Below are 26991 nucleotides of genomic sequence, written 5' to 3'. Positions count from 1 at the left end.
AGCATGTTCCAAATGCGCTCTGACATTGCGCTAGTGTCCAAAATACATGGCCATGATGTCGGAGTGGGCGAGGCTTTCGCCCGGCTTGATCTCCGTCTCCACCTGACCGTGATTGATGAAATAGAGATGCTTGCTGAGTTCGAGCAGGAACTCGACATCCTGCTCGACCACGATCAGCGGCACGCCGCTTTTCGAGATGTCGAGCACGGACTTGCACAACTCGTCCTTGATCTTCGGCGCGAGGCCAAGCGTCGGCTCGTCGAGGATGAGCAGTTTCGGGTGGCTCATCAGCGCGGTGCCGATGGAGACCATCTGCCTTTCGCCGCCGGAAAGCGTGCGCACCCGCTGGCGCCAGCGCTCGCCGAGCTTCGGGAACAGTTTCAGCACCTTTTCCTTGTTGGCCGCCTCGTGCGGCCGGGCGCGCGGCGAATAGGCGCCGAGCGCCAGGCAGTCGCCGATGGTGAGGTCGGGGAACAGCGTGTTGCCCTGCGGCACGTGGATCAGCCCCTTGCCGACGATGGCGCGCGGCGTGAGACCGGTTATGTCCTCGCCGTCGAACTGCACGGCGCCGCCGCGCGGCTTCAGCAGGCCGGAGACGGCGCGCAGCAAGGTCGTCTTGCCGTGGCCGTTGGGGCCGAACAGGCCGACATTGCCGAAGCGCCCAGCCTCCATCGAGATGCCATCGAGCACGGTGACGCGGCCGTAGCCGGCGGTGAGCCGGGCGACGTTGAGCATGGGATCACTCACGCGGCGGCCCTTCGCGTGCCTAGATAGGCTTCGATGACACGCTCGTCGCCGATCACCGTGCGCGGTTCGCCGATCGCCAGCATCGTGCCCTGGTTCAGAACGAGAAGATGCTGCGACAGGCTCATCAAGAAGGTCAGCACGTGCTCGATCAGCAGGATGGTGATGCCGCGCGCCGCGGTCCGCCGGATCAGTTCGATCGAGCTGTCGATCTCCGGCTTGGTGAGGCTGGACGCGGGTTCGTCGAGCAGCAGCATTTTTGGTTTCATGGCGATCGCGGTGGCGAGCATCAGGCATTTGCGCTGGAAGACGGAGAGTTCGCCGGCCGGGCGACCGAACTGAGCCGCGCCGAGCCCGACGAATTCCAGCGCCTCGGCGGCGGCTTCGCGGGCGGCAGCCGCCGGCTGGCTGGCGGCGCCAAAACTGGAGCCCATCAGCGCGTTCTCGAACACGGTCAGGCCGTCAAAACTGGTCTCGCGCTGAAAAGTGCGCGCCAAGCCGAGTTTTGCGATGCGATGGCCGCGCAGGCGCTGGATCTCGACGCCGTCGAAGCGGATGGTGCCGCGATCCGGCCCGAACGGAATGCCTGTGATGACGTTGAACAGCGTGCTCTTGCCGCTGCCGTTCGGGCCGGCGATGCCAAAAATCTCGCCGGCCTCGACCTTGAAGGAGACGCCGTCGACGGCCTTCAACGAACCGAAGGCTTTCGAGACGTCGTCCAGTTCAAGCAGCGCCATGCCTCACTGCATCCACGGCTGGAGCTTGAACTCGCCGGTGGCGTATTGCGCCGGCGAGATCAGGTCGCGCTTGCCGTCCCAGATCTGGAAGAAGGTGATCGGGATGAACTCGTCGCCCTGCATGGCAAGGTGGGTCGCCGGGTCGAACTTCAGGCGGCCGGCGGCGATCTGCTTGTCGGTCTCGGCCAGCGCCTTCATGACGCCCGCGTGGTCCTTGTAATCCCCGGCCTTCTTCAGCGCATCGAGATAGAGATAGACCGTCTCGTAGAGCGCCACGCCGTAGGTGCCGCTCTCGACGCCGTACTTCGCCTTGTACTTGTCGGCGACCTCGGCCGCGCGCGGGTTCTTCGGCGTGGTCAGCGGGCCGCCGAGCAAATTGTAGATGACGCCGTCGGAGTTCTTCTTGGTCAGTTCGACGAATTCCGGGACGCTGGGCGCGTATTGCAGGAAGACCAGGCTCTTGGTCGGCTGCTCCAGGAACTGGTTGAGGAAGGATGCGGAATTGCCGGGCAGGTAGTCGGTGTTGATGACGACGTCCGGAACGTTCTCGCGAACCTTCGCCAGGATGGCGCGCCAGTCGGTGACCTCGCCGAACGGCACGAGTTCGTCCACCGTGATCGTCCAGCCCTTCTCGGCAAACGTCTTCTTCATGCCTTCTGAGATGGTCTTGGAATAGGCGTTGTCGGAGGAGACGATGGCGACCTTCTTGGTCGGCAACTGGATCTTGCCGTCCGCCGCCAGCTTCTCGACGAAGGACGTGACGTCGGTGTTGTAGGCGTCGAAGGACGGCGTCAGCGACCAGCAGCAGCCATATTTGTCGGGCTCCGGGGCGACGATGTCCCTGGTCTGCTGCGAGTTCGCCGAGAGGATGTAGGGCATCTCGGCCTCGGCCATGTTCTCGATCTCGAAATTGGTCAGGCTGGCGTAGCCGGAAGCCATGAAGTGCACGTCCTGGTCGCCGAGCAGGCGCTCGACCGCGCTGGTCACCGCGCCGGCCGACTGGTCCTTGACGTCGCCGACCACCAGCTCGAACGTATTGCCGTCGAAGCCGCCGGCCGCGTTGATCTCGTCAATGGCGAGCTGGGCGCCGCGCTGGAATTCCTGACCGTCGGCCGCAGCCGGGCCGGTCTGCGGCGCTAGCAGGCCGATCTTGATAGTATCGGCCCATGCGGAGGCGCTTGTCGCGGCCATCAGCGCGGCGATCGAGGCCCCCAGGACGAGTTGGCGGACACGGCGGCCCACGGCGTTGGAAGTCATGACACGTTCCCCTGTTGCGTGTGGTAGGCGAGGTTGAATGATTGACAATCTACGCACATGCGGTTCAATCTGAAAAGATATTTTCATAGCCGTCACGCATTTTTGCCTATCCGGCGAACGCGCGCCGGCGTGTGATCGATTTGTGTGCAATTGCCTGAAAACAGGAACGGAGGCCGGAGTGGCGACGAAGAAATCCAAGCTGGAAACCAGTCACGGCACGCTCGCGGTGCGCGAGACCGACAGTTCCGGCATCCCGGTGCTGATGATCCACGGCAATTCCTCGTCGTCGGAAGTGTTCCGCAACCAGTTCGACGGCAAGATCGGCCGGGATTATCATCTCATCGCCATCGACCTGCCGGGGCATGGCGAGTCCGCGGACGCCATCGACCCCGACCGCACCTACAACATGCCGGGCTACGCCGACGCCTTCACCGAGGCGATGCTGAAGCTCGGCCATGAGCGCGCCGCTGTTTTCGGCTGGTCGCTGGGCGGTCATATCGGGCTGGAGATGATCGGCCTCTACAAGGGCATGCTTGGCCTGATGATCACCGGCACGCCGCCGGTCTCGGCCGCCGACCTCGGCAACGGGTTCCGCCCGAGCCCGCATATGGGACTGGCCGGCCAGGAGCATTTTTCGCCGGAAGACATCAACAACTATGCCCACAGCACCTGCGGCGAGCCGTTCGACCAGCTTCTCTACGACGCGGTGAAGCGCACCGACGGCCGGGCGCGAAAGCTGATGCTGGGCAAGTTCGCGGAAGGCGTCGGCCGCGACCAGAGCCAGATCATTCTGGGCGACACGCCGCCGATCGCCGTGCTGAACGGCATCGACGAGCCGTTCGTCAATGTCGAGTTCGTCGACACCATTCCGTTCTCCAACCTGTGGGAGGGGAAGAAGCATGTGATCGAAAAATCCGGCCACGCGCCGTTCTGGGATTCGCCGGACCGGTTCGATCCGATCTTTGACCGGTTTTTGAAGAGTCTTGAGAAGGATTGGCGGGAGTAGCGTTCCGTCACCCCTCAATGCACCGCCGCGTACATGATCTTCTCCTCGGTCGCCTCGGTCGGTGAAAACTCCTCGACGATGCGGCCCTGGCGGCAGACGAGGATACGGTCGGAGAGGTTCATGATCTCCGGCAGATAGGACGAGATGACGACGACGGCGAGGCCGTCGTCGGCCAGCCGGTTGATGATCTGGTGGATCTCGACGATGGCGCCAACGTCGACGCCGCGCGTCGGCTCGTCGAAGATGACGAGGCGCGGGCGCTCCACCAGACCCTTGCCGATCACCACCTTCTGCTGGTTGCCGCCGGAAAGCTCGACGACGCGGGCATTGTCGTTGATGGCGCGGATGCTGAGGTTTTCGGTCCACTCGCGCGACAGCGCGTGCATCTCCTTCAGGCTGATCACCCAGGCGCGTTCGTGGCCCGCCGCCAGCAGGCCGGAGAACAGGTTCTCGGCGATCGACATGGTCTCGAAAATGCCTTCGCTCTTGCGGTCTTCGGTAACGTAGACGACGCCGTCGCGCACCGCCTGGGCCGGCACGAGGTAGCGCACCGGCTTGTCATCCAGCTCGATGACGCCGCCGCGCAAAAAGTCGCGCTTGTGGATGCCGGCGACGACTTTGAAAGTCTCTGTGCGCCCCGAGCCGATCAGGCCGAAGACGCCGGTGATCTGGCCCTCGAAGACCGAGAAGGAATTGTTGCGCACCATGGCGCCCATGGAGATATCCTGCACGGACAGCACTTTTTTGCCGGCCGGCCTGAGCTGGGCTGCATCGCGGCTGCGGTAGAGTTCGGCCGACAGTTTGCGGCCAACCATCGCGGCGATGATCTTTTCGCGGTCGAAGGTTTTCGTATCGCCGGAAGCCACGATCTCGCCGTCGCGCAGGATGGTGATGCGGTCGGACAGAAGCAATGCTTCCTCCAGCGCGTGGCTGATGAAGACGATGGAGACGCCCCTCGCCTTCAGCCGCCGCACCAGCGCGAAGAAATGGCGCTTTTCCTCCGGCGTCAGCGTCGCCGTCGGCTCGTCGAAGATGATGATCTCGGCATTGTGGTGGACGGCGCGCGCGATCTCGACCATCTGCCGCTTGGCGGCGCCCAGCGTCTCTACCATGGCTGTCGGATCGACCGGGAAATTCAAAGACTGCAAGAACTGCTGGGCGGAAATATAGATGCCGCGCAGCCGGTTCAGGAACGCCTCGGTGCCGAGATAAAGGTTCTGCGCCACTGTCATCGACGGCACCAGGCTGGTCTCCTGGAAGACCATGGCGATGCCGGCGTCCAGCGCCGCGTTGGGCGTGGCGTAGGCGATCTCCCTACCGTTGTGGATCATCTTGCCCGAGCTCATATCGACCACGCCGGCGATGATTTTTGTCAGCGTCGATTTGCCGGCGCCGTTCTCGCCGAGCAGCGCGTGGATCTCGCCGCGCCTGAGTTCGAAATTGGCGCCTTTGACCGCAGGCACGCCGCGATAGGCCTTTGTGACGTTCTCGAGCCGGACGATGATGTCCGTGGCCGGCTTTTCCATCGGGCGGGCATCCATGTTAGGCGGCCTCCGCCGGATCGATCGCCAGCACAGCGTCGCCGCCCCGCGAGGCGACATAGACGCGCCCGCCAAGCTCGACCGCGCTGCATGTGCCGTGGCGGACGCCGTTGGCGCGGCTGTGCAGGCTGGAGACCGGGCGCAGCGACGCATCGAGTTTCACCACCAGGCCGTATGAGCGTGTCGGCGACCAGGGCTTGTGCACGCCCATCGTCTTGATGCCGCCGCATTGCAGCGGCTCCAGGAAACTCCGGCTGGAAGACAGAGACGGCGCGATCCAGTAGCGCGGCTCGACTTCCGCCATCATGTCCTGTCGGTAGTCCTCCTCTTGGAGGATGAACTCGATCAGCCGGTTGCGCGGCGCAAAGATCGACAGCCAGACGCCACCGTCGCCGGCGGGCGAGAGGCGCGACGGATAGCCGGGAAGGTGGTCGACGACAGTTTCGGCCTTGCCGTTAGCGTCGATCCGCAGCAGGCGGTGGCGCCAGGCTTCGCTGACGACGACGCCGTCGCCTGTAGGATGCAGGCCATAGGGAAAGGCGAGCCCGGAGGCGAGTTCGCGGAAGGCGGTCGAGCCCGGGTCGCGTTTCCACACGCTGCCGGTTTGGCCATGCGCCATCAGGTCGGCGCTCCACATGGACGGTGTCCGGCTGGCCGAGCCGTTCGCCAGCCACAGCGCGCCGTCGCCGCCGAACGCCAGAGCGGTGATGCAGCGGTCAGTCGACGGCAGCTCGGTCTCCTTGCCGGCGATCACCAGCTTGCCGGTTTCGAGGCCGATGGCAAGTTCGCCGGAGGGCGAGACAGCAAGCGCGGTGACGGGCGCGGCAAAGGTTTCGACGACACGCGGTGCGGCGCCAGCGGCGATTTCGTACACGGCGTTGCCGCTGCTGGCGAAAAGCGCCTTGCCGAGCGTCGCCAGATTGTCGGCGTCGGCGAGCGTGGCGAAAACCTCGGCCTCGTCAAGGCGTGTGTTGGGCCGGAACGCGCCGTCGAGCGGCGGGATGGTGACCGCCTTGCCGCGGAAAAAATTGAGGATCGGTTCGAAAATCATTTGCCGCCTCCCCAATAGGAATTCAGCCCGGTCCAGCTTTCGTCCGCGCCGGGGATTCGGTAGCGGCCGACGCGGTTGTTCAGGATGCCGCCGACATAGAGATACCCCTTGTGTTCGCGCATCGAGGTGACCATCGGATGCGAGACGCCGGAGAGGTCGCCAAGCGTCTCGACGATATTGCCCGTCTCGCTGAACTTCACCACGCCGCCGGTGTTGATGTTGGGGAACAGCCAGTCGTCCTGCGGCAGGCGGCGCGTCATGCGCTTGCGCATGCCGGGGTGGCGCAGCGACAGGTCGAAGCTCGGCGTGCGCATGCCGAGCCAGGCCATCCAGTAGTTGCCGTCGGAGGCGCGGTTGATGTTGTCGGGATAGCCGGGCATGTCCTTGATGACGCATTCGGCGGTGCCGGCTTTCGGCCCCTCCAGCCAGTAGCGGTGGACGCGGCAGGCCCAGCTTTCGGCGAAGAACAGCGATTTGCCGTCATGCGCCATGCAGACGCCGTTGGCGTAGCGGTAGCCGTCGAGCAGGGTTTTGGTCGAGCCGTCCCTAGGGTCGTAAACCAGCAGGCGGCCCGTGGCGCGATTCTCGATCGAATCCAGCGCCCAGTCGTGGGCGTCATAGCGTTTGGTGGAGTCGGTGAAATAGATGCGGCCGTCCGGCGCCACGTCGCAATCGTTGGGGTCACGCAGCCGCGCGTCGTCGACGATCGAGGTGAATGAGCGCGCGGTCTCGGCGGAGAGCCGCTTCACCTCGCGCCCGGGCGAGACGGAATAGAGGCCCATGGCCCCAACGCAGGAGATGAGGTTACCGGACTTGTCGAAGGCGAGCCCCAGCGGGAAGCCGCCGATGTGGGCGAAGACTTCGGAACGTTTGTAGTCGGGCGCAAAGAAGCGGACGATCTCGCCGTGGCGGGTGCCGCAATAGAGATTGTCATCGCGGTCGAGGATGACGTCCTCGGGGCCTTCGAGTTCGCCAAGGCCGATATAGTCGGTTTCGGACAGGCGGTTGTCGAGTTCGTAGGGCGTGCCGGAGCCGGGTGCCGCCGACTGTGTCTCGCCCATCTTCAGATAGACCGGCGCGACATAAACCTCGTTCAGCACCTTGTGGCGGTTCTTCAGCCAGCGGATGTCGATGATGACGGCGACGGCCAGCATGAGGCCGAGCACCATCTGGTTGGTGCCGGTGCCGTAGCCCAGCCGGATCAGGCCGTTAGTCATGACCAGCACGACGATTGCGCCCATCAGTCCCTTGACCACCGAGCCGCGGCCGCCGCCAAGACTGTTGCCGCCGACCACGGCGGCCGTCAGCGCCAGGATTTCGAGGTTGAGGCCCGTCCCCGGCCCTGCCCCGCTGAGCCGCGTCGCGATCAGGAACCCGGCAATCGATGCGCAGAAGCCGGAGAAGACGTAGGTGAGGAACACTGTCCGCTTGACCCTGATGCCGGCATTGTGGGCCGAGCGCCGCGAGCCGCCGACGGCCAGCACATGCCAGCCGGGGCGCGATCGTGTCAGCGCGATATGGGTGACGATAGCGAAGACGATGGCCGTCAGCACTGAGATGGAAAAGCCGAAAAGCGTGCCGTCGCCGATAAAATCCCAGACATCCGACATCGCCATCGACATCTGGATCTGCGCGGCGAAGTTGACGACAAGAATGTCGAATAAGGCGCGGCCGATGATGAAGGTGACCAGCGTGGTGAGGAAGGCGCGCAGCCTGAGCACGCCGACGAGGTAGCCATTGATCGCGCCGCAGGCGAGACCGGTAGCAATCGCCGCGGCCAGCGCCATCCACACCGGCTGCTCGAAGATGAAGAAGACCGAAACGGCGGCGAAGCAGGACAGCGCGAAGATCGAGCCGACGGAGAGGTCGATGCCGCCGCCCAGCATGACGACCACGAGGCCGGTGACGACGATCGAGAACTCGCCGAGCTGGCGAGTGGAATCCTGCAGCGAGGCGATCTTGAAGAAGCCGGGGATGGCTGTGCCGAAGCCTGCCACGGTGATGACCAGCGCCAGGAATGGAATCGCATTGTCGGTCCAGCGCTTGGTGAGAATCTCGCCGACCAGATGATCAGGAACGAGATTGTAGCGCCAGGACTGCAGGCGTTCGCGAAAGGTCATCTATGGGCGCCGGTGGTTTCGGGAAAGGGGCGGCCGGGAAGCCCGGCCGGTAGTGGGACGTGTTTAGACGCCTTATGCCAACAGGTCTGCACCTCGACCGTCGGCGCCGCCCCTCATCGCCCTGCCGGGCACTTCTCCCCGTAAAGAGACGGGGAGAAGGACGCCGTCGTCAACGGTTTCGCCAATCGCCAAGGTTGCGGATTGAGGCGGCCAGGTCGCGGCCAGCGCTCCTCTCCCCGCTCTTGCGGGGGAGAGGGTGGCGGCAGCCGGGTGAGGGGCAGCGCGACGTTCCAAGGTCAAGCGACCCCTGACGTCACTGCGCGGCGGCGGCCTGCAGAGCCTTCAGGTCCCAGCAGCTGTTAGGTGTGAGGTCGGCCTTGGTCGTCGCCTTCTCCAGCGTATAGATGTAGGTCTTCGAGGTGCCGGGAGCCTGGCCGCTCTGCAGCAGGAATTTTATGATGGCGTTGATGTCGCGCGACTGCTGGTGCAGTTCGGTCATCACCACCGCGCCATAGGTGCCGTCTTCCAGCTTGTCGCAGTCGGCGGTTTTTTCGCCGCCGCCGGTGGTCACCAGAAACACCTTGTCCTGCATTTTTGCGTCGCGGATCGCGGCGGCCGCGCCAACGGCGTCGCCATCCCAGAAGTCAATGATGCCGCAGATGTCGGGGTTCTGCTGGAGCATGGTGGTCGTCACGTTGCGCGAGGTGGTGGCGTCCCAGTTGGAATCGGGTTTTGCGACGATCTGGAAGTCGGGGTTTTTGGCCATGACCTTCATGATGCCGGCATACTGGTAGAGGCTCGACGCATTGACCTGGTCGCCCTGCACGAGGCCGATCTTCTTCGACGAGTTCGGGCCACAGCCCTTGATCACGGCTTCGGCTTCAAGCTGGCCGAGGCGGTCCCAGTCGGAGCCGACGAAGGCGTCGGCGGCGAAGTTCGCCGGATTGTCGATGAGGATGACGTAGGTTCCGGCTGCCTGCGCCTTCTTCAGCAGACGGGCGTAGGAGTTGAGGTCGGGCGAGTGCACGATCAGCACGTCCGGCCGCGTCTCGGACGAGATCGCCTCGGTGATCGCCTGGGCGCCGGCCTCGACGCTCCAGTTCGGGTCGCGGGTCTCGAAGGTGCCGCCGAACGCGTCGACCTCCTTCTTGATGTAGCTGGCCCAGCCCTGCGCCAGGTCAAAACCCATCGCCATCGGGACGAGCATGACGCGCTTTCCCTTCATCGCCTCGGCATAGGCGGCCGGGCCGGGATCTTCCTGCGCCTTCGCCTGGACGGCGAGGAACGGCATCGACAAGGCGGCCGCGGCGGCCAGAAGTTTTAGCATCAGTCTCATGGCAATCCCCTTTTTCTGTCCAGTTTCAATAAAGTCAGGCGGGCGGCTTGCGGCCGACCGTTAGATGTCGCCCTGCTGGGCCGTCTGCTCGTCGCGCGGGTTGACCAGCCCGTCGATGATGATCGCGGCAAGCAGAATGGTCGATTTGATCAGGTTCTGATAGATCAGCGGTATGTCGATGATGGTCATGGCGTTGAGCATGATGCCGATGAGGGCCGCGCCGAACAGCACGTTGCGCACGCCGCCCTTGCCGCCCGCCAGGCCGATGCCGCCGATCACCGCCACCAGCACGATGTCGTAGAGCAGCGTCGAGTTGACGACGCGGGTGTTGATCGAATGCAGGCTGGCGGCGGTCAGCAGGCCGGCGGCGAAGGCGATCAGCGCCGAGATAACGTAGCGCAGCACCAGCATCGGCCGCACCGGGATACCGATGTTGCGCGCGGCGACCGGGTTGTCGCCGGCGTAATAGATGTAGCGGCCCCATTTGGTGAAGCGCAGGAACAGGAAGATCAGCACCGCCAGCGCTGCGAAAATGAACACCTCGATCGGGATATCGAGGAAGCGCAAGCCGCCGAAACGCGCCAGCCAGTGGTCCGGCGGCACCGGCACGGCGTCCTGCGAAATCAGTTGCGAGCGCACATAGCCGAATACGAAGGAGCCGCTGGCCAGCGTCACGAAGATCGCCGGCACGTCGGCATAGGCGACGAGGAAACCGTTGAGCAGGCCGATGACCAGCACGCCGCCGAGCACAATCGCCAGCGCCGTGCCGTCGGCCGTGCCGTCGTTGAGGAGTTGCAGATACCAGGCGACCGACATCGCCATGATGGCGACGGCGGCGAGGTCGATGCCGCGGCCGATAATGACGATCGCCATGCCGAGCGCCAGGATGCCGAGCACCGAGACCGAGCGCACGATAGAGACCAGATTGTCGGGGTTGAGGAAGCCGGGCAAGAAGATGCCCGCCGCAAGAAAGATCAGCGCCGCCGTGGCCAGGACGATGCCTTCCTGGCTAAGTTGTCTGGACTGGCGCACGCCCCACTCTCCTTCGCCGCCCCCTCTCCCAAGGACACGGCTCAAGACCAACCTCCGGAGGCGAGGTTATTAGCCGAGCGGGCGTCTCGTCAATCGCAACAGCCTGCTGGCCCTAGGGAAGTTTTTGCGCGCCACCACAATCGGGGCGCGGCCGTTCCTGCACCAGACATGTAGCGCGGCAACGACGCCGATCGCCTCGGAAAATACCTGTTGCGGTCCCGGCCGAGTTTCGAGGCCGTGGCGGGATGACCAGGGATCGTTTCAGCCCGCAAACCAGCGGAAGCCAGGCCGTTATCGCCCTGGCAATGGCGTCTGCTCGCCGCGCAGCACGACCAGGTAACCACGTTCGCCCAGATGGCTGTAGGCGACGCGTCGGCTGTTGTCGGGAAAACGCTCGACCTTGGTGATGAGATAGCCCGCCGGATGGGCCTGCAGCCATTGATCCGCGGTGTTTTCCGCAACGATGTCGAACGGCTTTTCGATCCCGGCCAGAAACGTGATCTCGCCTTCGTAGCGGCCGGCATAGGCCCAGTCGGCCGCCTTTCTCCCGGCAACGAAATCCGCCAGGCCCGAAAGGTCGTAGCGGGGAAACAGCGTCGCCGACGCCACGATCTGGCCCGCCGCGAACACCACAAGCATGAAAGCGGCGCTCCAGGGAAACGCGCTGAACCGTATCCCCGCCATGAAAAATCCGAACAGCAGGACCACCGCCGGCAACAGCGGCACCAGATAATGGGGCTGCTTGCCCGCGATCAGGCTGAAGGCGACCAGGACCGACAGCAGCCAAAGCCCGAGAAACCCGAGCACGCGCCGGTCTTGAGGCGCGATGTCGCCATCGTGGCTGAGCCGCCGCCAGGGGCGGGAGCGCCAGAGGTCGAAGGACAATCCCCACGGCAGAAGCGCCACCGGCAAAAGCAACAGGTAGAAATGCAGGGGCCGGGCATGCGCGCGCTGGAGCGAGCCGGAGACACGACCCGCGGCCTGGCGCCAGACGAGGTTGTAGGCGAAATCCAGGCCTGTTTGATGCAATGCCGGACCAAGCCAGGCAACGACGGGAATAAAGGCGGCGAGAACCACCACCGGCACGCCGGCGAAAAACTTGCGGACGGGCAGGCTGGATCGCGGATCGCGCCACAGCGGGTAGAGCAGGATCGGCGCGGCCATGTGGATCAGTACCACCGGTCCCTTGGCAAGCACGCCCAGGCCCACGCACAGCCCTGCCAGCACCGCATACCGCCAGCCCCTGCCCCTCGAAAAGGCGGCGAGCGCCAGGAACGCGGCGAGCACGCAAGCCGTCAGCAGCAGATCGAACAAGACCAGGGTGGAATAGATGAGGAAGATGACGCTTCCTAGCGTCAGCCAGGGCATCCTCTCCGCCATCCCCTCTACATCCGGGAAAAGCGCCACGGCGAGGCGCTGGGTCAGCCAGATGACCGACGATGAGATGACGAAAATGGCGGCCAGCGCCGCCGCCCGGCTCGCGCCGAAGACGCCCCAGGCGAGGTCGATCAGCCAGAACAGCAGCGGCGGCTTCTGGAAATAGGGTTCGAAATTCAGCGTCGGGACAAAAAAACTGTCCCGAAGGCGCATCTCCCAGGCGACGGTCAGGTAGCGCGTCTCGTCGACCGGGAGCAACGGCCGCACTGCCAGGGATACGAGGAAGAACAGCGCGAGCAGGAGATAAGGCAGGACGGAAGCGGCCGGTCTTGAAAGCCGCATCAAGCCGGCTCTGGCAGCTTCGCCTGTGGCCGGCTGAGATAGATGTTACGGGTGTAGATGAGGATGCCGGTCGCCTGGCCGATGATGAAGACGATATCGCGCTGCCGGATCGCATAGGCGAGCAACGTCAGGCCGCCGAGGATGCTGAAATACCAGAACGCCCGCGGCACGACGCTGCGCCGGCTTCGCTCCGATGCGATCCATTGCACGAGGAAACGCATGAAGAACAGGCATTGCCCAAGCAGGCCGATGCCGAGCCAGATCGTCGAGGATGTCATCGATGCTCCGTGGGAATGAGCACTTCTTTCGGCGCGTAGTCGGCCGGCAATGCACGGTGTCGCAGCCATGCGGCGCCGGCAAGGTCCACCGCGCCGACCAGCGCCCGGTTCCAGAAGCCGTATTTGGAGCGGCCTTTGATGCGCGCCCGGTGGGCCACCTGCACATGCCGGAGCGCAACCCCGTTGCGCAGCAACATGGCCGGGAGGAAACGGTGCATGTGATTGAAATAGGGCAACGCCAGGAAATCTTCGCGGCGAATCAGCTTCAGGCTGCATCCGGTATCGTGCGTCCCATCCTTCAGCACGGCGGCTCGCAGGCGATTGGCCAGCCGTGACGAAACCCGGCGCAGCGGGTTGTCCTTGCGCACCGCCCGCTGACCCAGCACCGCGACGCCGGCCTCGCCGTCGCCGGCCTCCTTGTAGCGCTCGAAAAGCAGGGCGACGTCGGCCGGATCGTTCTGAAGGTCGCCGTCCATGAACACCAGTACCTCCTGGCTCGCCGCGCGCGCGCCGGACAGGAAGGCGGCCGACTGGCCGAGCGGTCGCTCGTGACGAACGACGCGCAGCATCGGCACGTCGTGCATCAGTGCGGCCAGCCGAGCCAGCGTTTCGTCGGTGCTGCCATCGTCCACATACACGATTTCGCGGATCGGGCTGCGATTGGCGGCCAGCACGATTTCGCCGATCAACACCTGGAGATTGTCGGCCTCGTTGAGGACCGGCACGACCACGCTGATCGCCTCGTCAAGCCCATGGGTTCCTTCGACACGGCTCAGCATGGTCAGCGACATTCGTTCGACTGGATCGACGCAGGCTGCCCGAATGGCTGAAGCTGCAGGCATACATCGCTTCTCGTCCGGCTCAGACCGAAGACCAGCGGTAGAATTATGATGGCAAGCACGATCGGGCCGAGCAGCAGCGCGGCGTGCAGAAGATTGACGCGACGGTTCATGAAGAGGCTTTCGTTGTGGCTCCGTGGCATGTTTTCCACCCCCTCTGCGGCACCCATCACCCCGCTCCGTCCCGCTTGGCCGTGTCGACGCGCTTCAAAGTCCTCGGATCGAACAGCGCATGCACCTCAACCCCATTCCTGTCCCGGCCATAGGCTTCGTAGCAGCCGTCCTGCGCGCGGATCGAGCGGACCTCCCACCCGTCGGCTTGGAGCCTCGCCCGCAAGATCTCCCGCGGCCGCCACTCGGAAACCGGCACGTCGCAGGCAATACCGGCCAATGCCACCGCTCCGAGCGGAAACGCGTTGAGCGCGAGCGCAGCAACGACGACCTTCAACACGCAACCCCCTGACCATTCGACGGGGCATTCGTGGCATCCGAACCTGACAGCAAGCTGAAAGCGCTGCATCCGCCGTCAGCCTCGTGTAAAAGGCGGAGTAGGGCGACACGGAAAGGTCGTGCATGCGTATCCTGCTGATAGAGGACGACAAGGCGATCGGCGGCGCGGTTCGCGACCATGCATCCGCCGATGCGCATGCAGTGGACTGGGCGACCACCCTTGCCGACGCGCGCGGCTTCGCGGATGTCGCCAGCTATGGCCTCGTTCTGCTCGATCTCCAATTGCCCGACGGCAGCGGCATTTCCTACCTGCGCGACATGCGAGGCCGCGCGGACACGACCCCGGTGATCGTGCTGACCGCACGCGACCAGATCTCGGACCGGATCGAAGGGCTGAATTCCGGCGCCGACGACTATCTGGTGAAACCGTTCGATCTCGGCGAATTGTCGGCCCGAATCCATGCGGTGGCCAGGCGCTATGGGCAGCGCAGCGAGCCGCAGATGACGATCGGCCCGCTCACAATCGTCCCGGCCGAGCGCAGGATAAGCCGCGACGGCGAGCCGATCGAACTCACGGCGCGCGAATGGGCGGTGCTCGACAGCCTGCTCGGCCGGCCCGGATCGATCGTCTCCAAGGCCCGGATCGAGGATGCTCTCTACGCCTTCGGCGCCGAAATCGAGAGCAATGCCGTCGAGGTCTACGTCAGCCGGCTGCGCAAGAAGCTCGGGGCGGACATGATCTCGACGGTCCGCGGCATCGGCTACAGATTGGCGGCTTCATGACCCGCCGGCTCATGCTCTGGCTCACCGGGTCGACGATCCTGTTCTGGATCCTGGCGGCCGGTCTCGGCGCCTTCGTGATGCGCGAGGAATTCGACGAAGCATTCGACAGCAGCCTGCAGGAAACCGCCGAACGCCTCATTCCGCTCGTCGTCGACGATCTCTTTCAACGCGACGATCTGGAAGAGCCGAGGCGCGTCGCCGGCGGTGCTGACGGCGACGAATATCTCACCTACCAGGTCCGCGACGCGAGCGGCGCCGTGCTGCTTCATTCGCACGACGCCCAGCCGGAGCCGTTCGACGCACCCTTGCGGCGTGGTTTCTCCGAAACCGCGACCCAGCGCATCTACACCGCGGACGCGGTCAGCGGCACGATCTTCCTGCAGGTCGCCGACAATCTGGCCGAGCGGCGCGAGGCGATGAACGAGGGACTGCTGTCGCTGTTGCTGCCGATCGTCCTGCTTGCGCCGCTCAGCATGCTCAGCATCTGGTACTTTGTCCGGCGATCGCTAGCCCCTCTGGGCGCCTTGAGGCGGGAGATCGGAGCGCGGGACGGCGCCAATCTCGCGCCCATGGCGGTCGACGGCCTTCCGGTCGAACTGCAGCCGATCAACATCTCCGTGAACCGGCTGCTCGAGCGGCTGCGTACCGCGCTGGAGGGCGAACGGGAATTCGCTTCCAACAGCGCCCACGAACTGCGCACACCGATCGCCGGCGCGCTCGCCCAGACGCAGCGGCTGATCGCCGAACTGCAACCCGGTCCCGAGCAGACCCGGGCCCGCGCCATCGAGACCTCGTTGTCCGAACTTGGCCACCTGACGGAGAAACTCCTTCAACTGGCCCGGGCGGACTCCGGCATCGGCGCATCGAAGATGCCGGTCGATGTCTCCGCCGTCGTCGAACTGGTCGCCGAAGATTTCCGCCGGAGGCCGGACCATGCCGGACGGCTTCGGCTGAACCGCGACGGGATTTCCGGCGACGCACCGCTTGTCCGGCAGGTGGACGCCGACGCGCTCGGCATCATCCTCAGGAACCTCATCGAGAACGCGCTGCTGCACGGCGATCCCGACCGGCCGGTGCATGTGACGATTTCCGCAGACGCAACACTAAGCGTAACGAACGAAGGCCCCGTGGTTCCTGCCGCGCAGCTTGCGCAACTGACCAGGCGCTTCAAGCGCAACACGTCCTCCGTTCAAGGATCCGGACTCGGCCTCGCGATCGTCGACCGGCTGGCGCGCCAGATGGGGGCGACGCTCACCCTGACATCTCCCGCCCGCGGTCGGGAAGATGGTTTCGAAGCCCAACTCCGCCTTCCGTCATAGCGCCACAGCCAAACCAGTGAACTGCTTGCCGACGTTTTCGCACAATCGCCGGGCCGCGCTCCCCACTCATTCGTACTCCAGTTATTTTATGCCTAATTCTCTGGAGAAATATTACGGGTGGGCTGCAAATTTCATGATAATCCTGTTTCCTTGGCTTTGGGCGCTCCGCAATCATGCGCATGCGGGACATGCCTGCCGATCGCAGGCAGCGAGGGCAAGCGGGAGAGAGGCATGACGAAGAGCGACGCCACCGACGATGTCGGCAGCGAAAAACGCCGCGGCCGGCCGACGATGACCGACGTGGCGCGGATCGCGGGGGTTTCGCAGTCGAGCGTTTCGCTGGTGCTGAACCAGATGTCGGGGGCGCGGATATCGCCGGATACGCAGCAGCGGGTGTTCGACGCGGCGCGGCAGGTGGGATACAAGCTGCCGGGCACGAGGCATCAGGCCGCGGCGGGGACGGACCGGCGCACCATCGCCTATCTGGTCGACGAGATCTCGACCAGCCCGCATCCGGTGGTCAGTCTCGACGGCGCCCGCGACTTCGCGTTCGAGCAGGATTTTCTCGTCGCCACCTACGTGACCCGCTCCAATCCCGAACTGGAAGAAGCGACGATCGAGGCGGTGAAGCGCGACAAGTCGGTGGTCGGCGTCATCTATTCGTCGATCTTCACCCGCCGCGTGACCTTGCCCAAGTCGCTGGAAGACATCCCGACAGTGCTGCTGAACTGCTACGCGGAGCCGCGAAAACACATCGCGATCCTGCCTGGCGAGGTTGCCGGCGGCTTCACGGCGACCGCGCATCTGACGGAACTAGGGCATCGCCGGATCGGTTTCATCAATGGCGAGCCATGGATGGATGCCTCGCTCGACCGGCTGAAAGGCTACCGCCAGGCGCTTGCCACCGCCGATATCGGCTTCGATGAACGCCTAGTACGCAGCGGTGACTGGCTGCCTCTGAGCGGATACCAGCACGCGCTCGACCTGCTTTCTACCGACAACCCGCCGACCGCCCTCTTCTGCGGCAATGATTTGATGGCCGTCGGCGCGCTGGAGGCCGCGCAGGAGATGGGTTTCAAGGTTCCCGACGACCTGACCATCATGGGCTACGACGACCAGGAACTTGCCCGCTACACCCACCCTCCCCTGACAACGCTGGTGCTTCCCAACTACGAGATGGGGCAGCGCGCCGCCGAGGCACTGCTCGACATGACCGTCCACGGCAAGAAGATGAAGCCGATGACGATCAAGATCGACGGCCCGCTGGTGTTGCGGGCGACGACCGCGAAGCCTTCGCCGGTGCGTTCGGTGAAAACCGGCCTGCGCCTGCCGCAGTGAACGGGCGCCCGGCATGGCGCCAGCGACGTGAGGGACGTCAAACAATTGTTTTCGCTATATTTTTGTGTCCGCTCTGGCGCAGGGCATGGAGGACGGCGCGCCACCGGAAGATCGCGTGAAGTCCGAAAGATGCCGGGATTTCAGATGGTTATCGTAAAGCTCGGTTGAAACGAGCGTGTTTGGCTTCACGCCAAGCCTGAAAATGCGAGAAGCACGGCATCTACCAGGCGTATCGGGTTGCTGGCCCGGCGTTTCCTGGCCGACAAGCTTGCCGCAATCCGGATGCCCTCGCAAGCGGTGCACGACCCCGCCGGACCTGGAAAAGCAGTTTGAGAAACGCCTGTGTCGGCTCACTCGAGGCGGTTCCTGATTCCGATTGACCGCTCATAAAATTAAAAGATATGATCAACTTATGATGCCGAGTGGCGCCCCCGCCTGGGATGAGGCGCCAGGCTGTTGGGCGAACGGAGGAGGACCAACGGAAGCGATTACCGCCGAGACCTGTCGCGCCACGTGAAGGGCACGAAGATCGAGGCTTGAGCGAAGAACGTCGACACATTCCACGACCCGCCCAACACGGCCGCCGAATTGGCGGACGCATACCGAGCTCTCCCGGGCGGAGCCGGTCGGTGCAGTCTTGCTGGCCGGTTCCGTTTGTTCATGAGGGGCAACTCGCGGCAGCATTGGCCTTTTGAGCCGCTCCTCATCCTCCTGCCGGCGTCCTTCCGACCTCTTCGTGAAAGATGAGGAGAAGGACGCTGGCCTCAGCCTCCCTTCTCCCCATTCCTCACTGCTGTCTGGATTGACGCATCCCAACACCACGATCCGGTCCGGAGGACAGGCGGCGCGACCGGTCGAACTTCAGGGGGCCACTCCTTCAAGCTCGAAAATCTCGATCCCTTCGCTGCGGCCCTTCGCCTTGGCGACGCCGAGGCCGCGGAACGCGAAGGGCGCGGTGCAGCGTTCGCGCACCGTGCCGCTGACCAGGATCGTGGTGCCATACTCCTTGTTCATGCCTTCCAGCCTGGACGCGACGTTCACCGTATCGCCCATTCCCGTATATTGCCGGCGGGCTTGCGCACCGACGCTGCCGACCACCGCCTCGCCCGTATGCACGCCAAAGCGCGTCACCAGTTCCGGACGGCCGGCCTGCCGGTTGGCCGCGTTGAAGGCGTCGATCGCGGCCTTCAGCTCCAGCGCACAGCGGCAGGCGTCGTCGACATGCGTCGGGTCTGCCACCGGCGCGTTCCACATGGCATAGATGGAATCGCCGAGATACTGGACGATCACGCCGTTGTGGCGCTCGACGATGGGGTTCATCAGGTCGAAATAGGTGGAAAGCATGCCGACCACCTCCTCGGGCGAATGCTGTTCAGAGATGGTGGTGAAGTCGCGAATGTCGGTGAACAGCACCGAGACCTCCTGCCGGACCGCCTTTCCGGCGCTCGCCTGGCCCGACGCTACGATGTTGCGCACGAGCTCGCGCGGCACGTAGAGCGCGAAGGTGCGGATCGCCTCGCGGGCGGAGGCCAGCGCCCGGGCCAGCGTGTTGATCTCGGCGATCCACGAGCGCTTCGCCGGCGGCGCCTCGAAGTCCAGGTTGCCGATGTGGCGCGCGTCCTCCGACAGTCCGAGCAGCGCCCGGCTGATCAGCCGGGCCACGAGCAAGGCGGCCATGATGCCGGCGAGGAGCACGATTCCCGTAATCGCCAGGTTCTTGGTCAGCAGGCGCTGGCTCGGCGCGGTGAAATCCGAGAGCGGCGCGGCGATGACGATGGTGTTGCCGCGCAAAAGGTCGGAGAAGCCGACCGAGGAGATGCGGGCGATGTAGGGCTCGCCATCCACCTCGAAACGCGCCGTGCGGTCTGGGTTCTCGCTGATGACGCGGAGTTGCTCGCGGATCGGTTCCAGCGCCGGATCGGCGACAGGCGACCGACCGCCATCCTTCGGCGTCGGCAGGTAGCTGTCGAGGATCTGCTGCATCATCGCCTCGTCCGAGTGGACGATGAGCTTCTTCTCGTAGTCGAAGACGTAGCCGCGCGCATGCTCGGACACCGCTGCGCGGGCGAGGAGCCGGCTGATGGTTTCGAGCAGGAGGTCGACGCCGGCGACCACCTGGCGGTTCTCCGCCATCGGCGCCGCCAGCGTCAGTGCCAGCGATCCGGTCGTCGCGGTCACGTAGGGGCCGACGGAAACCGGCGCGCCGGCTCTCGATGCCGCCCTGTACCACGGACGACGGCGCGGATCGTAGGACACCTTGTCGGTCTGGCGCTCGCCGATCACCGCGCCGCCCCGGTCCAGGAACCGCCAGGTCTGCAGCGGGCCGGACGGAGGCCGGTCGATGGTGCGGACGGCGAAGACCGTGCCGACCGGCGCGTCGAGGGCTTTCGCCCATCCAGGATTGCGCTCCACCGCCACCGCGTGCAGGAAGCCGCCATCGGGATAGCCGACATAGAAGCCGTCCGTGTAGGGCGAGCCTTCGAGGGTCTTGACCAGGAAATCGGTCTTGGCCTTGAGGTCGTCCGACGGCGGCGACAGCAGCGGCTGCAGCACCGACGCAACGGTCACGGTCGAATAACCATCGCCGAAGATGCTGCGGTAGCGGTCGATGGTACGCTGGCTGAGCTGACTCATCTGCTCTTCGGCGGTGGCCAGCGCCATCCGCCGTCCCTGCGCATAGGTGAGCCACATCAGCGGCACGGATATGCCGATCAGAAGCAGGATGATGACGATGCTGAGATGCAGGCGGAGCGGCCTCACCCAACGGGTCTGGGCGGCGTCTTGCCCCGGCGCAGCGGCTGCCGAAGCGTCTCCGGCCACGGCGGAAGGGGTCCCGGCCACGCCTTCCGTCGCGACGGCCGAAGGTTTGGCCGCTATCGACGGCGCCGTTGGACCCTCGCGTTCCATCCTACCACGTCCCGCCGGGTCCGGAGAGCGACCGCGCGAACGGCAATGCGGACGCCCGACCCTTGCGGCCGGGCTGGCACGCCGCCGAAAACGACCCGGCGCACTCTCGCGAGATAAAAAGCTCGATCGGCATGTCGACTTCCCCCAGTCGTAAGCTGGCAGCATATTTCGCGGATTGCCAGACCATTTCTGCCGCAGGGTTTGCGAACCGCGCTCCCTGAAAACCTTTTGCTTTCCGGCTTTGAACCGCGCAGGTCGCGCTCAACGCGCCTGCGTCCGAGTATAACAGCTACGCACCATTTCGTCCCGTCGAGCGAGCTACCTGAAGATCGCGGCTCAACTGGACCGCGCGATACCGGCTACGGTCGACTTCGACCGTTGGTGCGACCCCAACGGGGTCTTGCAGCCGATCGGTATCTGGAGATCCTTGCCGGCGTCGCCGTGGAATAGACGTTCGCGCCTTGCCAATAGACCCCGGGGATCGGCGGCAGAATGCGGATACCGGGAAGGGCGAAGGCGCGATGATTGTATCGCCCCATCGCCGCTTCGGTCACGCCAGCCTCCTCCGGCAGGCTTGCTGCGGCAGTGGCGATGGCGAACAGCGCGGCGCGGGACACCGCATATCGCATCGGCATCGTCGTCCCCGTGTTTTGTCCCTCGCGGCAGACCTTGTCCCGTCATCCTGCCCGGCGAAGGACCTAACACATACCCGCCTGTGTCAGCGATGCATGCGCCTGCCTCCGCCGCCCCCGCCGCCATGGAAGCCGCCGCTGCGGCCGCCGCCGCGCTCGAATCCGCCACGGTCGAAATTGCCGCGGTTGACCTGCGGGTTGAATTCCGAACGGCGGGCGAGCGCGCTCTGGTTGCCGGCCATGCGGCCGGCGCGATCGAGGCCCAGGTGATCCGGCGCCGCCTGCTGGATCTTGCGCTGCTGGGCCGGCCGGTTGACCGCCGGCGCTGCCTGCTGGACGCGTCCGCCCAGGTTCGAGCCGTCGCCGTCCAGCTGCCGCGCGGGCTTCCTCCCATTGTCGGTGTTCGGCTTCTCCACCGGCGACCAGCCGCCGTCGGAGCGCTTCTGCCATTGGCCGTCGTCGCGCCGATAGACGTTGCCGTCGCGGCCGGCATAGATGTCGCCGCCCTGGCCCTGGCCGACAAAGCCATGGTTGCCATTCGATGTGCGCCAGCGGGCACCCTGCCCGCCGGCTGCCGTCGAGCCGCCGCTGGCGCGCGCCCAGTCGGTGCCGTGGCGCACGCTGGCCGAACCCCACGAGCCGTAGACATTGCTGCCGCCGCGCACGATCGCGCCGGTATCGGTGCGCGGATTGTAGGCGGCGATGAAGCCGCGTTCGCCCGCCGGACCAGCCACCGCCCCGCCGCGGATATAGGTGCCGGTGCGGGGGTTGTAGCTCGCGCCCGCCACGATGCCGCGATACGGGCCGTAGGCGTAGCCATAGCGCCCGAACGTGCCGCGCGCCGGATTGTAGAAGGCTGCCACGCCATAGGTGACGGGTCTCGGGTAATATGGCCAGTAGCCGCCGTGCCAGTTGGTGTCCCAATAAACGGGATAGTGCCAGCCGGTGCCGTAGACCAAGGCGTCCCAGGCGAGGTAGGCGCCGAGATAGCCCATCGTGTAGCCGTACCAGACCGCATCCGGCTCCGTCGAATAGATGCGGACATAGGTCGCGTTGTAGACCGGCGACGAGGCGGGGATCGTGTAGATCTGTTCCGGCACGGCGGTCGCCACCGCGAACGGTCCGCTCGGGCTGTCGCCGACGAACCAGATACCCTCCTTCAGCACGTAATATTTCGCGCCGACCTGGATGACCGTCTCGTTGGTGTTGACCGCATATTTGAGCTGCGTGCCTTCGATCGGCTCGAACTTCGGGTCGCCGCTATAGGCCACCTCAACCTTGACCGATCCGTCGGTCGACACCCGCGCCATCTGCGGGATGCTGGCCTTGAGCCGTGCTTCGGCGTTCTCCGAGGTCTTGGGCACCGAAGAGCGGACACTGGCATAGGGCGCGTCGTCGGGGATGTTCTGGAAATCCTCCGGCAGATCGGGTGTCGCGAAGGTCCACGGGCCGTCAAGCGATCTTGACGAGAACCAGCGGCCGGACAGCAGCACATACCAGGTCCGGCTTGCCTTCAGGAAGAACACGTCGCCGTCGCTGTTGGAAGCCCATTCCAGGCCGGTGCCCGCAACCGGTTGGAGCTTGGGCTCGCCGTCGAAATTGATCAGTTCGGCAGGGGTGGCGGAATAGACGACCTTCGGAACCGCGCCCTCGGCGAACGCCTCGGGCGGCATGGCGGCGCGGGCGTCCTTCCAGTTGTCCTCGTCGGGGAGTTTTGACAGCGCATCCGGCAGCGCCATCGCCGGCTGCCAATCGCCGTCCAACGCCTTGGAGGTCAGCCACGATTTCTCGTCGCGCAGGAAATAGGTTTGATCCGCGTCGATCCTGAACAGGTCCCAGTTGGTGTTGACGACGAAGGAAACGCCCGGCGCGCCCTTGACCGGCGCGACGACTTCCTTGCCGTCGGTCTGCAGCAGCACCGCCGGCGACTTCGATATGAAGATGGGCGGCGGATCGGATTTCAGCCCCTTGGCATCGTCCATCCGCTGGTAGTCGGCGAGGCTGGCCGTCAGCCTTTCCTCGGTGATCGTCACGGGGCCGGTGGGCAGGATCTTGCCCATCTCCAGAGCGAAATCGGCAAGCTGCGCGCGGTCGAGGGCGGAGAAATCCAGCTCGGTTATCTTGATATCGGTGATCACCACCTCGCCGGCATCCGGGTCGGCCTGGGTCTTGCCGGTCAGCCCGATGACACCGAAGACCGGCTTTGCGTCCTTGCTGGCCTTGTACTCCGTCGCCACCAGCGCGCTGAGATCGGTGAACTTGTCCCAGCTCGAGACCTGCGGCTGGTAGAGCACGATCTCGGCGCCCTTGTCGGTCGTGTAGGAACGCGGCCAGCCGGGGCGGCCGGTATCCTCCTCGTTCACATACTTCCCGCTGACGAAACCGGTCTTGCCGTCATAGGTCACCGCGCACCAGCCGCCGGCCGCGTCGCATTCCGCGAGGTCCACATTGGCGTCCTCGGGAATCATGCCGAGGCTCTGGTAGCTCGTTCCGGGGCCGGAACGGAGATTGACCTTCGAGGTCACGGTGGCCGGTCCTGCGAAGGCCACCGCGAGCGCGAGGCCTTGCAGCAGGACGGCGAGCAGGAAGGTGCGCATCTGGTCTGAAACCTCCGGGAGCAGGCGCGAACTTGCGGGACAGGACACCCTCGCCGGCCGGCCCAGTGTGAGAGACATCGGACGAGAGCGGTGCCCACAAGCTGGCATGCCTATTTGAAACGCAGCCGGCACGTTTTTCAAGCCGCTTTCCCGTTACGTCACCAGCTTCGTTTGAATTCGCTTACCCTTTATCCTGCGCCAGGGCGGCCAGATGGGCCGGCATGAGGGCTGGAGGCAGCGATGCCATAAAGCCGCTCCCCGCCGTTAACCTTAAGAAAGACTGACGCGGCAATGCCGCGTTAGTCTTGACTGACACCCTCAATCTGCTTGCCAACGAAAATCACTGGCCGTAATTGTTATGTACTTCGCGCGGCCATGGTCATCGCGAACGTCGGAGCGAGCAGGAAATACCGGCAGAGGAGCGACGCGTCATGGGCAACCTGGCACGGCCGATTCGCGATGGGCGCGGGAGATGAACGCCGCCGGCGCTTCCGGGTCGGAGATTGCCGAGGCAGCCTGTCCGCCGGGGATGGCTTTCATTCCGGGCGGCACGTTCCGCATGGGATCGGACAGCCACTATCCCGAGGAGGCGCCGTCGCACAAGGTGCGCGTCGACGGCTTTTTCATCGACACGTCACCGGTCACCAACCGCCAGTTCAAGGAATTCGTGAAGGCGACCGGCCATGTCACCGTGGCCGAGCAGGTGCCTGACCCGAAGGACTATCCGGGCGCCCTGCCGCATATGCTGTTTGCCGGCTCGCTGGTCTTCCGCAAGTCCGCCGGTCCCGTCGACCTGCGGAACTGGAGCAACTGGTGGGAGTTCGCGGCCGGCGCGAACTGGCGCCATCCGCTCGGACCCGGCAGCGGCATCTTCAAGAAGGAGAACCATCCCGTCGTGCATGTCGCCTATGCCGACGTACTGGCTTATGCGCGGTGGGCGGGCAAGGATCTGCCCACCGAGGCGGAGTGGGAATTTGCGGCGCGCGGCGGTCTCGACGAGGCCGAATACGCTTGGGGCAGCGAATTCACCCCCGGCGGCAAGCAGATGGCCAATACCTGGCAAGGCGAGTTTCCGCACCAGAACCTGCTCGCCGACGGTTTTGAACGGACGTCGCCGGTGCGCAGCTATCCGCCGAACGGCTACGGCCTCTACGACATGATCGGCAATACCTGGGAATGGACGTCCGACTGGTGGTCGACCCGCCACCCGGCGGACGAGGCGAAAGCCTGCTGCGTCCCGCTCAATCCGCGCGGCGCACCGGAAGACGGCAGCTACGATCCGCGCCAGCCGGAGATCAGGATACCGCGAAAAGTGCTGAAGGGTGGCTCCCATCTCTGCGCGCCGAACTACTGCCGCCGCTACCGCCCGGCTGCCCGCCACGCCGAGGCGGTTGACACATCGACAAGCCATGTCGGCTTCCGCTGCGTGACCAGGAACTGACGCAGACCCGTTTGGGACTATCGGCTCGAGCATGAGAAGGAGGAGCAGGACATGGACGACACCTCGAAAGGCGACGACGGCCGCGCGCGTGGAAGCGCGCTTGGCCAAACTATCAACGTAAGCCGGCGCAACATCCTTTTTGCCGGAACCGCCCTTGCCGCGACGTCGTCCCTGACATCGTTCGTGACCACCGCACAGACCCAGGAACAGCCTGCCGCGCCCGCTTCCGCAGGCGGCAAGCCCAACATCCTGGTCATCTGGGGCGACGACATCGGCATCGCCAACATCAGCGCATATTCCAACGGCCTGATGGGCTACGAGACGCCGAACATCGACCGGATCGCCCGGGAAGGCCTGAAGTTCCAGCACTATTACGGCGAGCAGTCCTGCACGGCCGGGCGCTCGGCTTTCCTCACCGGCCAGCACATCATCCGCAGCGGACTGAGCAAGGTCGGCTTTCCCGGCGCGCCGATGGGCATGAGCCAGCTCGACCCGTCTGTCGGCGGCCTGTTGAAGAACCTTGGCTACGCAACCGGCCAGTTCGGCAAGAACCACGTCGGCGACCGCAACCCGTCGCTGCCGACGGTGAATGGTTTCGACGAGTTCTTCGGCAATCTGTATCATCTCAACGCCGAGGAAGAACCCGAACTGCCCGATTATCCGAAGGACCCCGCCTATCTCGCCAAGTTCGGCCCGCGCGGCGTCCTGCGGTGCAAGGCGACGGACGTGGACGATCCGACGGAGGATCCGCGCTTCGGCAAGGTCGGCAAGCAGACCATCGAGGACACCGGCGCGCTCACCAAGAAGCGCATGGAGACGATCGACGACGAGACCTCGGCCGCGGCGATCGACTTCATGAAACGGCAGCAGGCCGCCGGCAAGCCGTTCTTCACCTGGTTCAATTCGACCCGCATGCATCTGCGCACGCATGTCCGGGAGGGCCATCGCGGCCGCTATACCCATGGAGACAGCGAATACATCGACGGCATGATGGAGCACGACGATACCGTCGGCACTTTGCTCAAGGCCCTCGACGACATGGGCATCGCCGACAACACGCTCGTCATCTATTCGACCGACAACGGGCCGCACATGAACACCTGGCCGGACGGCGCCATGACCTGGTTCCGATCGGAGAAGAACACCAATTGGGAAGGCGCCTTCCGCGTTCCCTGCCTCGTCCGCTGGCCGGGCAAGATCGCGCCCGGCGCCGTCACCAACGAGGTGATGAGCCACAACGACTGGATCCCGACGCTCTGTTCGATCGCCGGGGAGCCCGACATCGTCGGCAAGCTCAAGGCCGGCTACAAGGCCAACGGCATCGACTACAAGGTGCATCTCGACGGTTACGACCAGTCGGTCTTCCTGACGACCGTGACCGGGAGCGCCGCCAACAACAACGGCGCGAAAAGCGCGCGCGACAAGTTCTTCTACTCCGACGACGACGGCCTGCTCGTCGGCATGCGTCAGGGCGACTACAAATACGTGTTCTCCGAGCAGCGCAAGGAAGGCACGATGGGCGTCTGGGCCGAGCCGTTCACCACGCTTCGCCTGCAGAAGATCTTCAACCTGTTCCAGGATCCGTTCGAGCGCGCCGACATCACGTCCAACACCTTCTGGGACTGGCAGATGAACCATGTCCACATGATGTACGGGGTGATGGACGAGGTCTTCCAGTTCGTGGCGACGTTCAAGGATTTTCCGCCACGTTCCTTCCCGCCGAGCTTCAACCCGGCCAACGTCATGGAAACGACGATGGATGCCATGAAGCGCAATGAGGCTTTCAAGGAGAACCTCGACCTCGACAAGGTTCGCGGCGCGCTGAATCAGATGATCCAGCAGCAGTTGCAGAGCCCGTAGCAGG

At 64.7% G+C, this 26991-nt stretch carries 22 protein-coding genes; 6 read left to right on the top strand and 16 right to left on the bottom strand.

Features of this window, described 5'->3' with window-relative positions; all coding sequences use genetic code 11:
* Positions 1-30: 30 nt before the first annotated feature.
* From ACSBOB_RS08675 to ACSBOB_RS08665, 3 genes are read right to left on the bottom strand one after another with little or no spacing between them, the layout of a single operon-like run.
* Positions 31-747 (bottom strand): ABC transporter ATP-binding protein, encoded by a 717-nt coding sequence (locus ACSBOB_RS08675; protein ID WP_442582031.1) that lies wholly within the window; start codon positions 745-747, stop codon positions 31-33.
* Positions 744-1481 (bottom strand): ABC transporter ATP-binding protein, encoded by a 738-nt coding sequence (locus ACSBOB_RS08670; RefSeq protein ID WP_442582030.1) that lies wholly within the window; start codon positions 1479-1481, stop codon positions 744-746. The genes ACSBOB_RS08675 and ACSBOB_RS08670 overlap by 4 nt, the downstream gene beginning before the upstream one ends.
* Before the next feature lie 3 nt (positions 1482-1484).
* A complete protein-coding gene (locus ACSBOB_RS08665; RefSeq protein ID WP_442582029.1) occupies positions 1485-2738 on the bottom strand; it encodes an ABC transporter substrate-binding protein in 1254 nt (417 codons plus the stop codon).
* A 178-nt stretch (positions 2739-2916) separates the two neighbouring features.
* Between ACSBOB_RS08665 and ACSBOB_RS08660 the strand changes: the two genes are divergently transcribed.
* Positions 2917-3744 carry an alpha/beta fold hydrolase gene (locus tag ACSBOB_RS08660; RefSeq protein WP_442582028.1) on the top strand — a complete coding sequence of 276 codons (828 nt, stop codon included), beginning with the start codon at positions 2917-2919 and terminating at the stop codon, positions 3742-3744.
* A gap of 14 nt (positions 3745-3758) precedes the next feature.
* On the opposite strand, the gene ACSBOB_RS08655 is transcribed toward ACSBOB_RS08660, so the two are convergent.
* The 10 genes from ACSBOB_RS08655 to ACSBOB_RS08610 form a co-directional block, all read right to left on the bottom strand.
* Positions 3759-5285 (bottom strand): sugar ABC transporter ATP-binding protein, encoded by a 1527-nt coding sequence (locus tag ACSBOB_RS08655; protein WP_442582027.1) that lies wholly within the window; start codon positions 5283-5285, stop codon positions 3759-3761.
* A 1-nt stretch (position 5286) separates the two neighbouring features.
* Positions 5287-6336 (bottom strand): hypothetical protein, encoded by a 1050-nt coding sequence (locus tag ACSBOB_RS08650; RefSeq protein ID WP_442582026.1) that lies wholly within the window; start codon positions 6334-6336, stop codon positions 5287-5289.
* Positions 6333-8456, bottom strand: a complete 2124-nt coding sequence (locus ACSBOB_RS08645) for an ABC transporter permease (RefSeq protein ID WP_442582025.1) — start codon at positions 8454-8456, stop codon at positions 6333-6335. The genes ACSBOB_RS08650 and ACSBOB_RS08645 overlap by 4 nt, the downstream gene beginning before the upstream one ends.
* 313 nt (positions 8457-8769) lie before the next feature.
* Positions 8770-9792, bottom strand: a complete 1023-nt coding sequence (locus ACSBOB_RS08640) for a sugar ABC transporter substrate-binding protein (RefSeq protein ID WP_442582024.1) — start codon at positions 9790-9792, stop codon at positions 8770-8772.
* 60 nt (positions 9793-9852) lie between these two features.
* Complete coding sequence (locus ACSBOB_RS08635) at positions 9853-10824, bottom strand: ABC transporter permease (RefSeq protein WP_442582023.1); 972 nt, start codon at positions 10822-10824, stop codon at positions 9853-9855.
* A gap of 291 nt (positions 10825-11115) precedes the next feature.
* Entirely contained in the window at positions 11116-12543 is a 1428-nt protein-coding gene (locus ACSBOB_RS08630) for an ArnT family glycosyltransferase (protein WP_442582022.1), read from the bottom strand.
* The gene (locus ACSBOB_RS08625) at positions 12543-12821 is read right to left on the bottom strand and encodes a lipid-A-disaccharide synthase N-terminal domain-containing protein (protein ID WP_442582021.1); all 279 of its coding nucleotides are present in this window, start codon (positions 12819-12821) and stop codon (positions 12543-12545) included. Before ACSBOB_RS08625 ends, ACSBOB_RS08630 begins: the two co-directional genes overlap by 1 nt.
* The gene (locus ACSBOB_RS08620) at positions 12818-13612 is read right to left on the bottom strand and encodes a glycosyltransferase family 2 protein (protein WP_442582020.1); all 795 of its coding nucleotides are present in this window, start codon (positions 13610-13612) and stop codon (positions 12818-12820) included. Before ACSBOB_RS08620 ends, ACSBOB_RS08625 begins: the two co-directional genes overlap by 4 nt.
* A complete protein-coding gene (locus ACSBOB_RS08615) occupies positions 13603-13830 on the bottom strand; it encodes a hypothetical protein (protein ID WP_442582019.1) in 228 nt (75 codons plus the stop codon). Before ACSBOB_RS08615 ends, ACSBOB_RS08620 begins: the two co-directional genes overlap by 10 nt.
* Positions 13830-14108 carry a PepSY domain-containing protein gene (locus tag ACSBOB_RS08610; protein ID WP_442582018.1) on the bottom strand — a complete coding sequence of 93 codons (279 nt, stop codon included), beginning with the start codon at positions 14106-14108 and terminating at the stop codon, positions 13830-13832. Before ACSBOB_RS08610 ends, ACSBOB_RS08615 begins: the two co-directional genes overlap by 1 nt.
* Positions 14109-14233: 125 nt before the next feature.
* On the opposite strand from ACSBOB_RS08610, the gene ACSBOB_RS08605 reads away from it, so the two are divergent.
* The 3 genes from ACSBOB_RS08605 to ACSBOB_RS08595 all read left to right on the top strand — a co-directional run bounded on the left by ACSBOB_RS08605 (position 14234) and on the right by ACSBOB_RS08595 (position 17550).
* Positions 14234-14893: a response regulator gene (locus tag ACSBOB_RS08605; RefSeq protein ID WP_442582017.1), complete on the top strand. Its 660-nt coding sequence runs from the start codon at positions 14234-14236 to the stop codon at positions 14891-14893.
* Positions 14890-16212 (top strand): ATP-binding protein, encoded by a 1323-nt coding sequence (locus ACSBOB_RS08600; protein WP_442582016.1) that lies wholly within the window; start codon positions 14890-14892, stop codon positions 16210-16212. Before ACSBOB_RS08605 ends, ACSBOB_RS08600 begins: the two co-directional genes overlap by 4 nt.
* Before the next feature lie 231 nt (positions 16213-16443).
* On the top strand, positions 16444-17550 hold the full coding sequence (locus tag ACSBOB_RS08595; protein WP_442582015.1) for a LacI family DNA-binding transcriptional regulator: 1107 nt from the start codon (positions 16444-16446) through the stop codon (positions 17548-17550).
* Between the two features lie 861 nt (positions 17551-18411).
* Here ACSBOB_RS08595 and ACSBOB_RS08590 read toward each other — a convergent pair.
* The 3 genes from ACSBOB_RS08590 to ACSBOB_RS08580 all read right to left on the bottom strand — a co-directional run bounded on the left by ACSBOB_RS08590 (position 18412) and on the right by ACSBOB_RS08580 (position 23686).
* Positions 18412-20391, bottom strand: coding sequence for an adenylate/guanylate cyclase domain-containing protein (locus tag ACSBOB_RS08590; protein ID WP_442582014.1), 1980 nt, complete (start codon positions 20389-20391; stop codon positions 18412-18414).
* Positions 20392-20816: 425 nt separating this feature from the next.
* Complete coding sequence (locus ACSBOB_RS08585) at positions 20817-21092, bottom strand: hypothetical protein (RefSeq protein WP_442582013.1); 276 nt, start codon at positions 21090-21092, stop codon at positions 20817-20819.
* 83 nt (positions 21093-21175) lie between these two features.
* Complete coding sequence (locus tag ACSBOB_RS08580) at positions 21176-23686, bottom strand: SH3 domain-containing protein (protein ID WP_442582012.1); 2511 nt, start codon at positions 23684-23686, stop codon at positions 21176-21178.
* A gap of 472 nt (positions 23687-24158) precedes the next feature.
* On the opposite strand from ACSBOB_RS08580, the gene ACSBOB_RS08575 reads away from it, so the two are divergent.
* On the top strand, positions 24159-25127 hold the full coding sequence (locus ACSBOB_RS08575; RefSeq protein WP_442582011.1) for a formylglycine-generating enzyme family protein: 969 nt from the start codon (positions 24159-24161) through the stop codon (positions 25125-25127).
* 51 nt (positions 25128-25178) lie between these two features.
* Complete coding sequence (locus ACSBOB_RS08570; protein ID WP_442582010.1) at positions 25179-26987, top strand: arylsulfatase; 1809 nt, start codon at positions 25179-25181, stop codon at positions 26985-26987.
* The last annotated feature ends 4 nt before the right edge of the window (positions 26988-26991 follow it).

Origin of the sequence: Mesorhizobium sp. KACC 23794 (assembly GCF_052180275.1) — a bacterium.
Taxonomy (GTDB): domain Bacteria; phylum Pseudomonadota; class Alphaproteobacteria; order Rhizobiales; family Rhizobiaceae; genus Kumtagia.
Note: the sequence above shows the minus strand (reverse complement) of the source record. Positions and strands in the feature narration are given on the sequence as shown.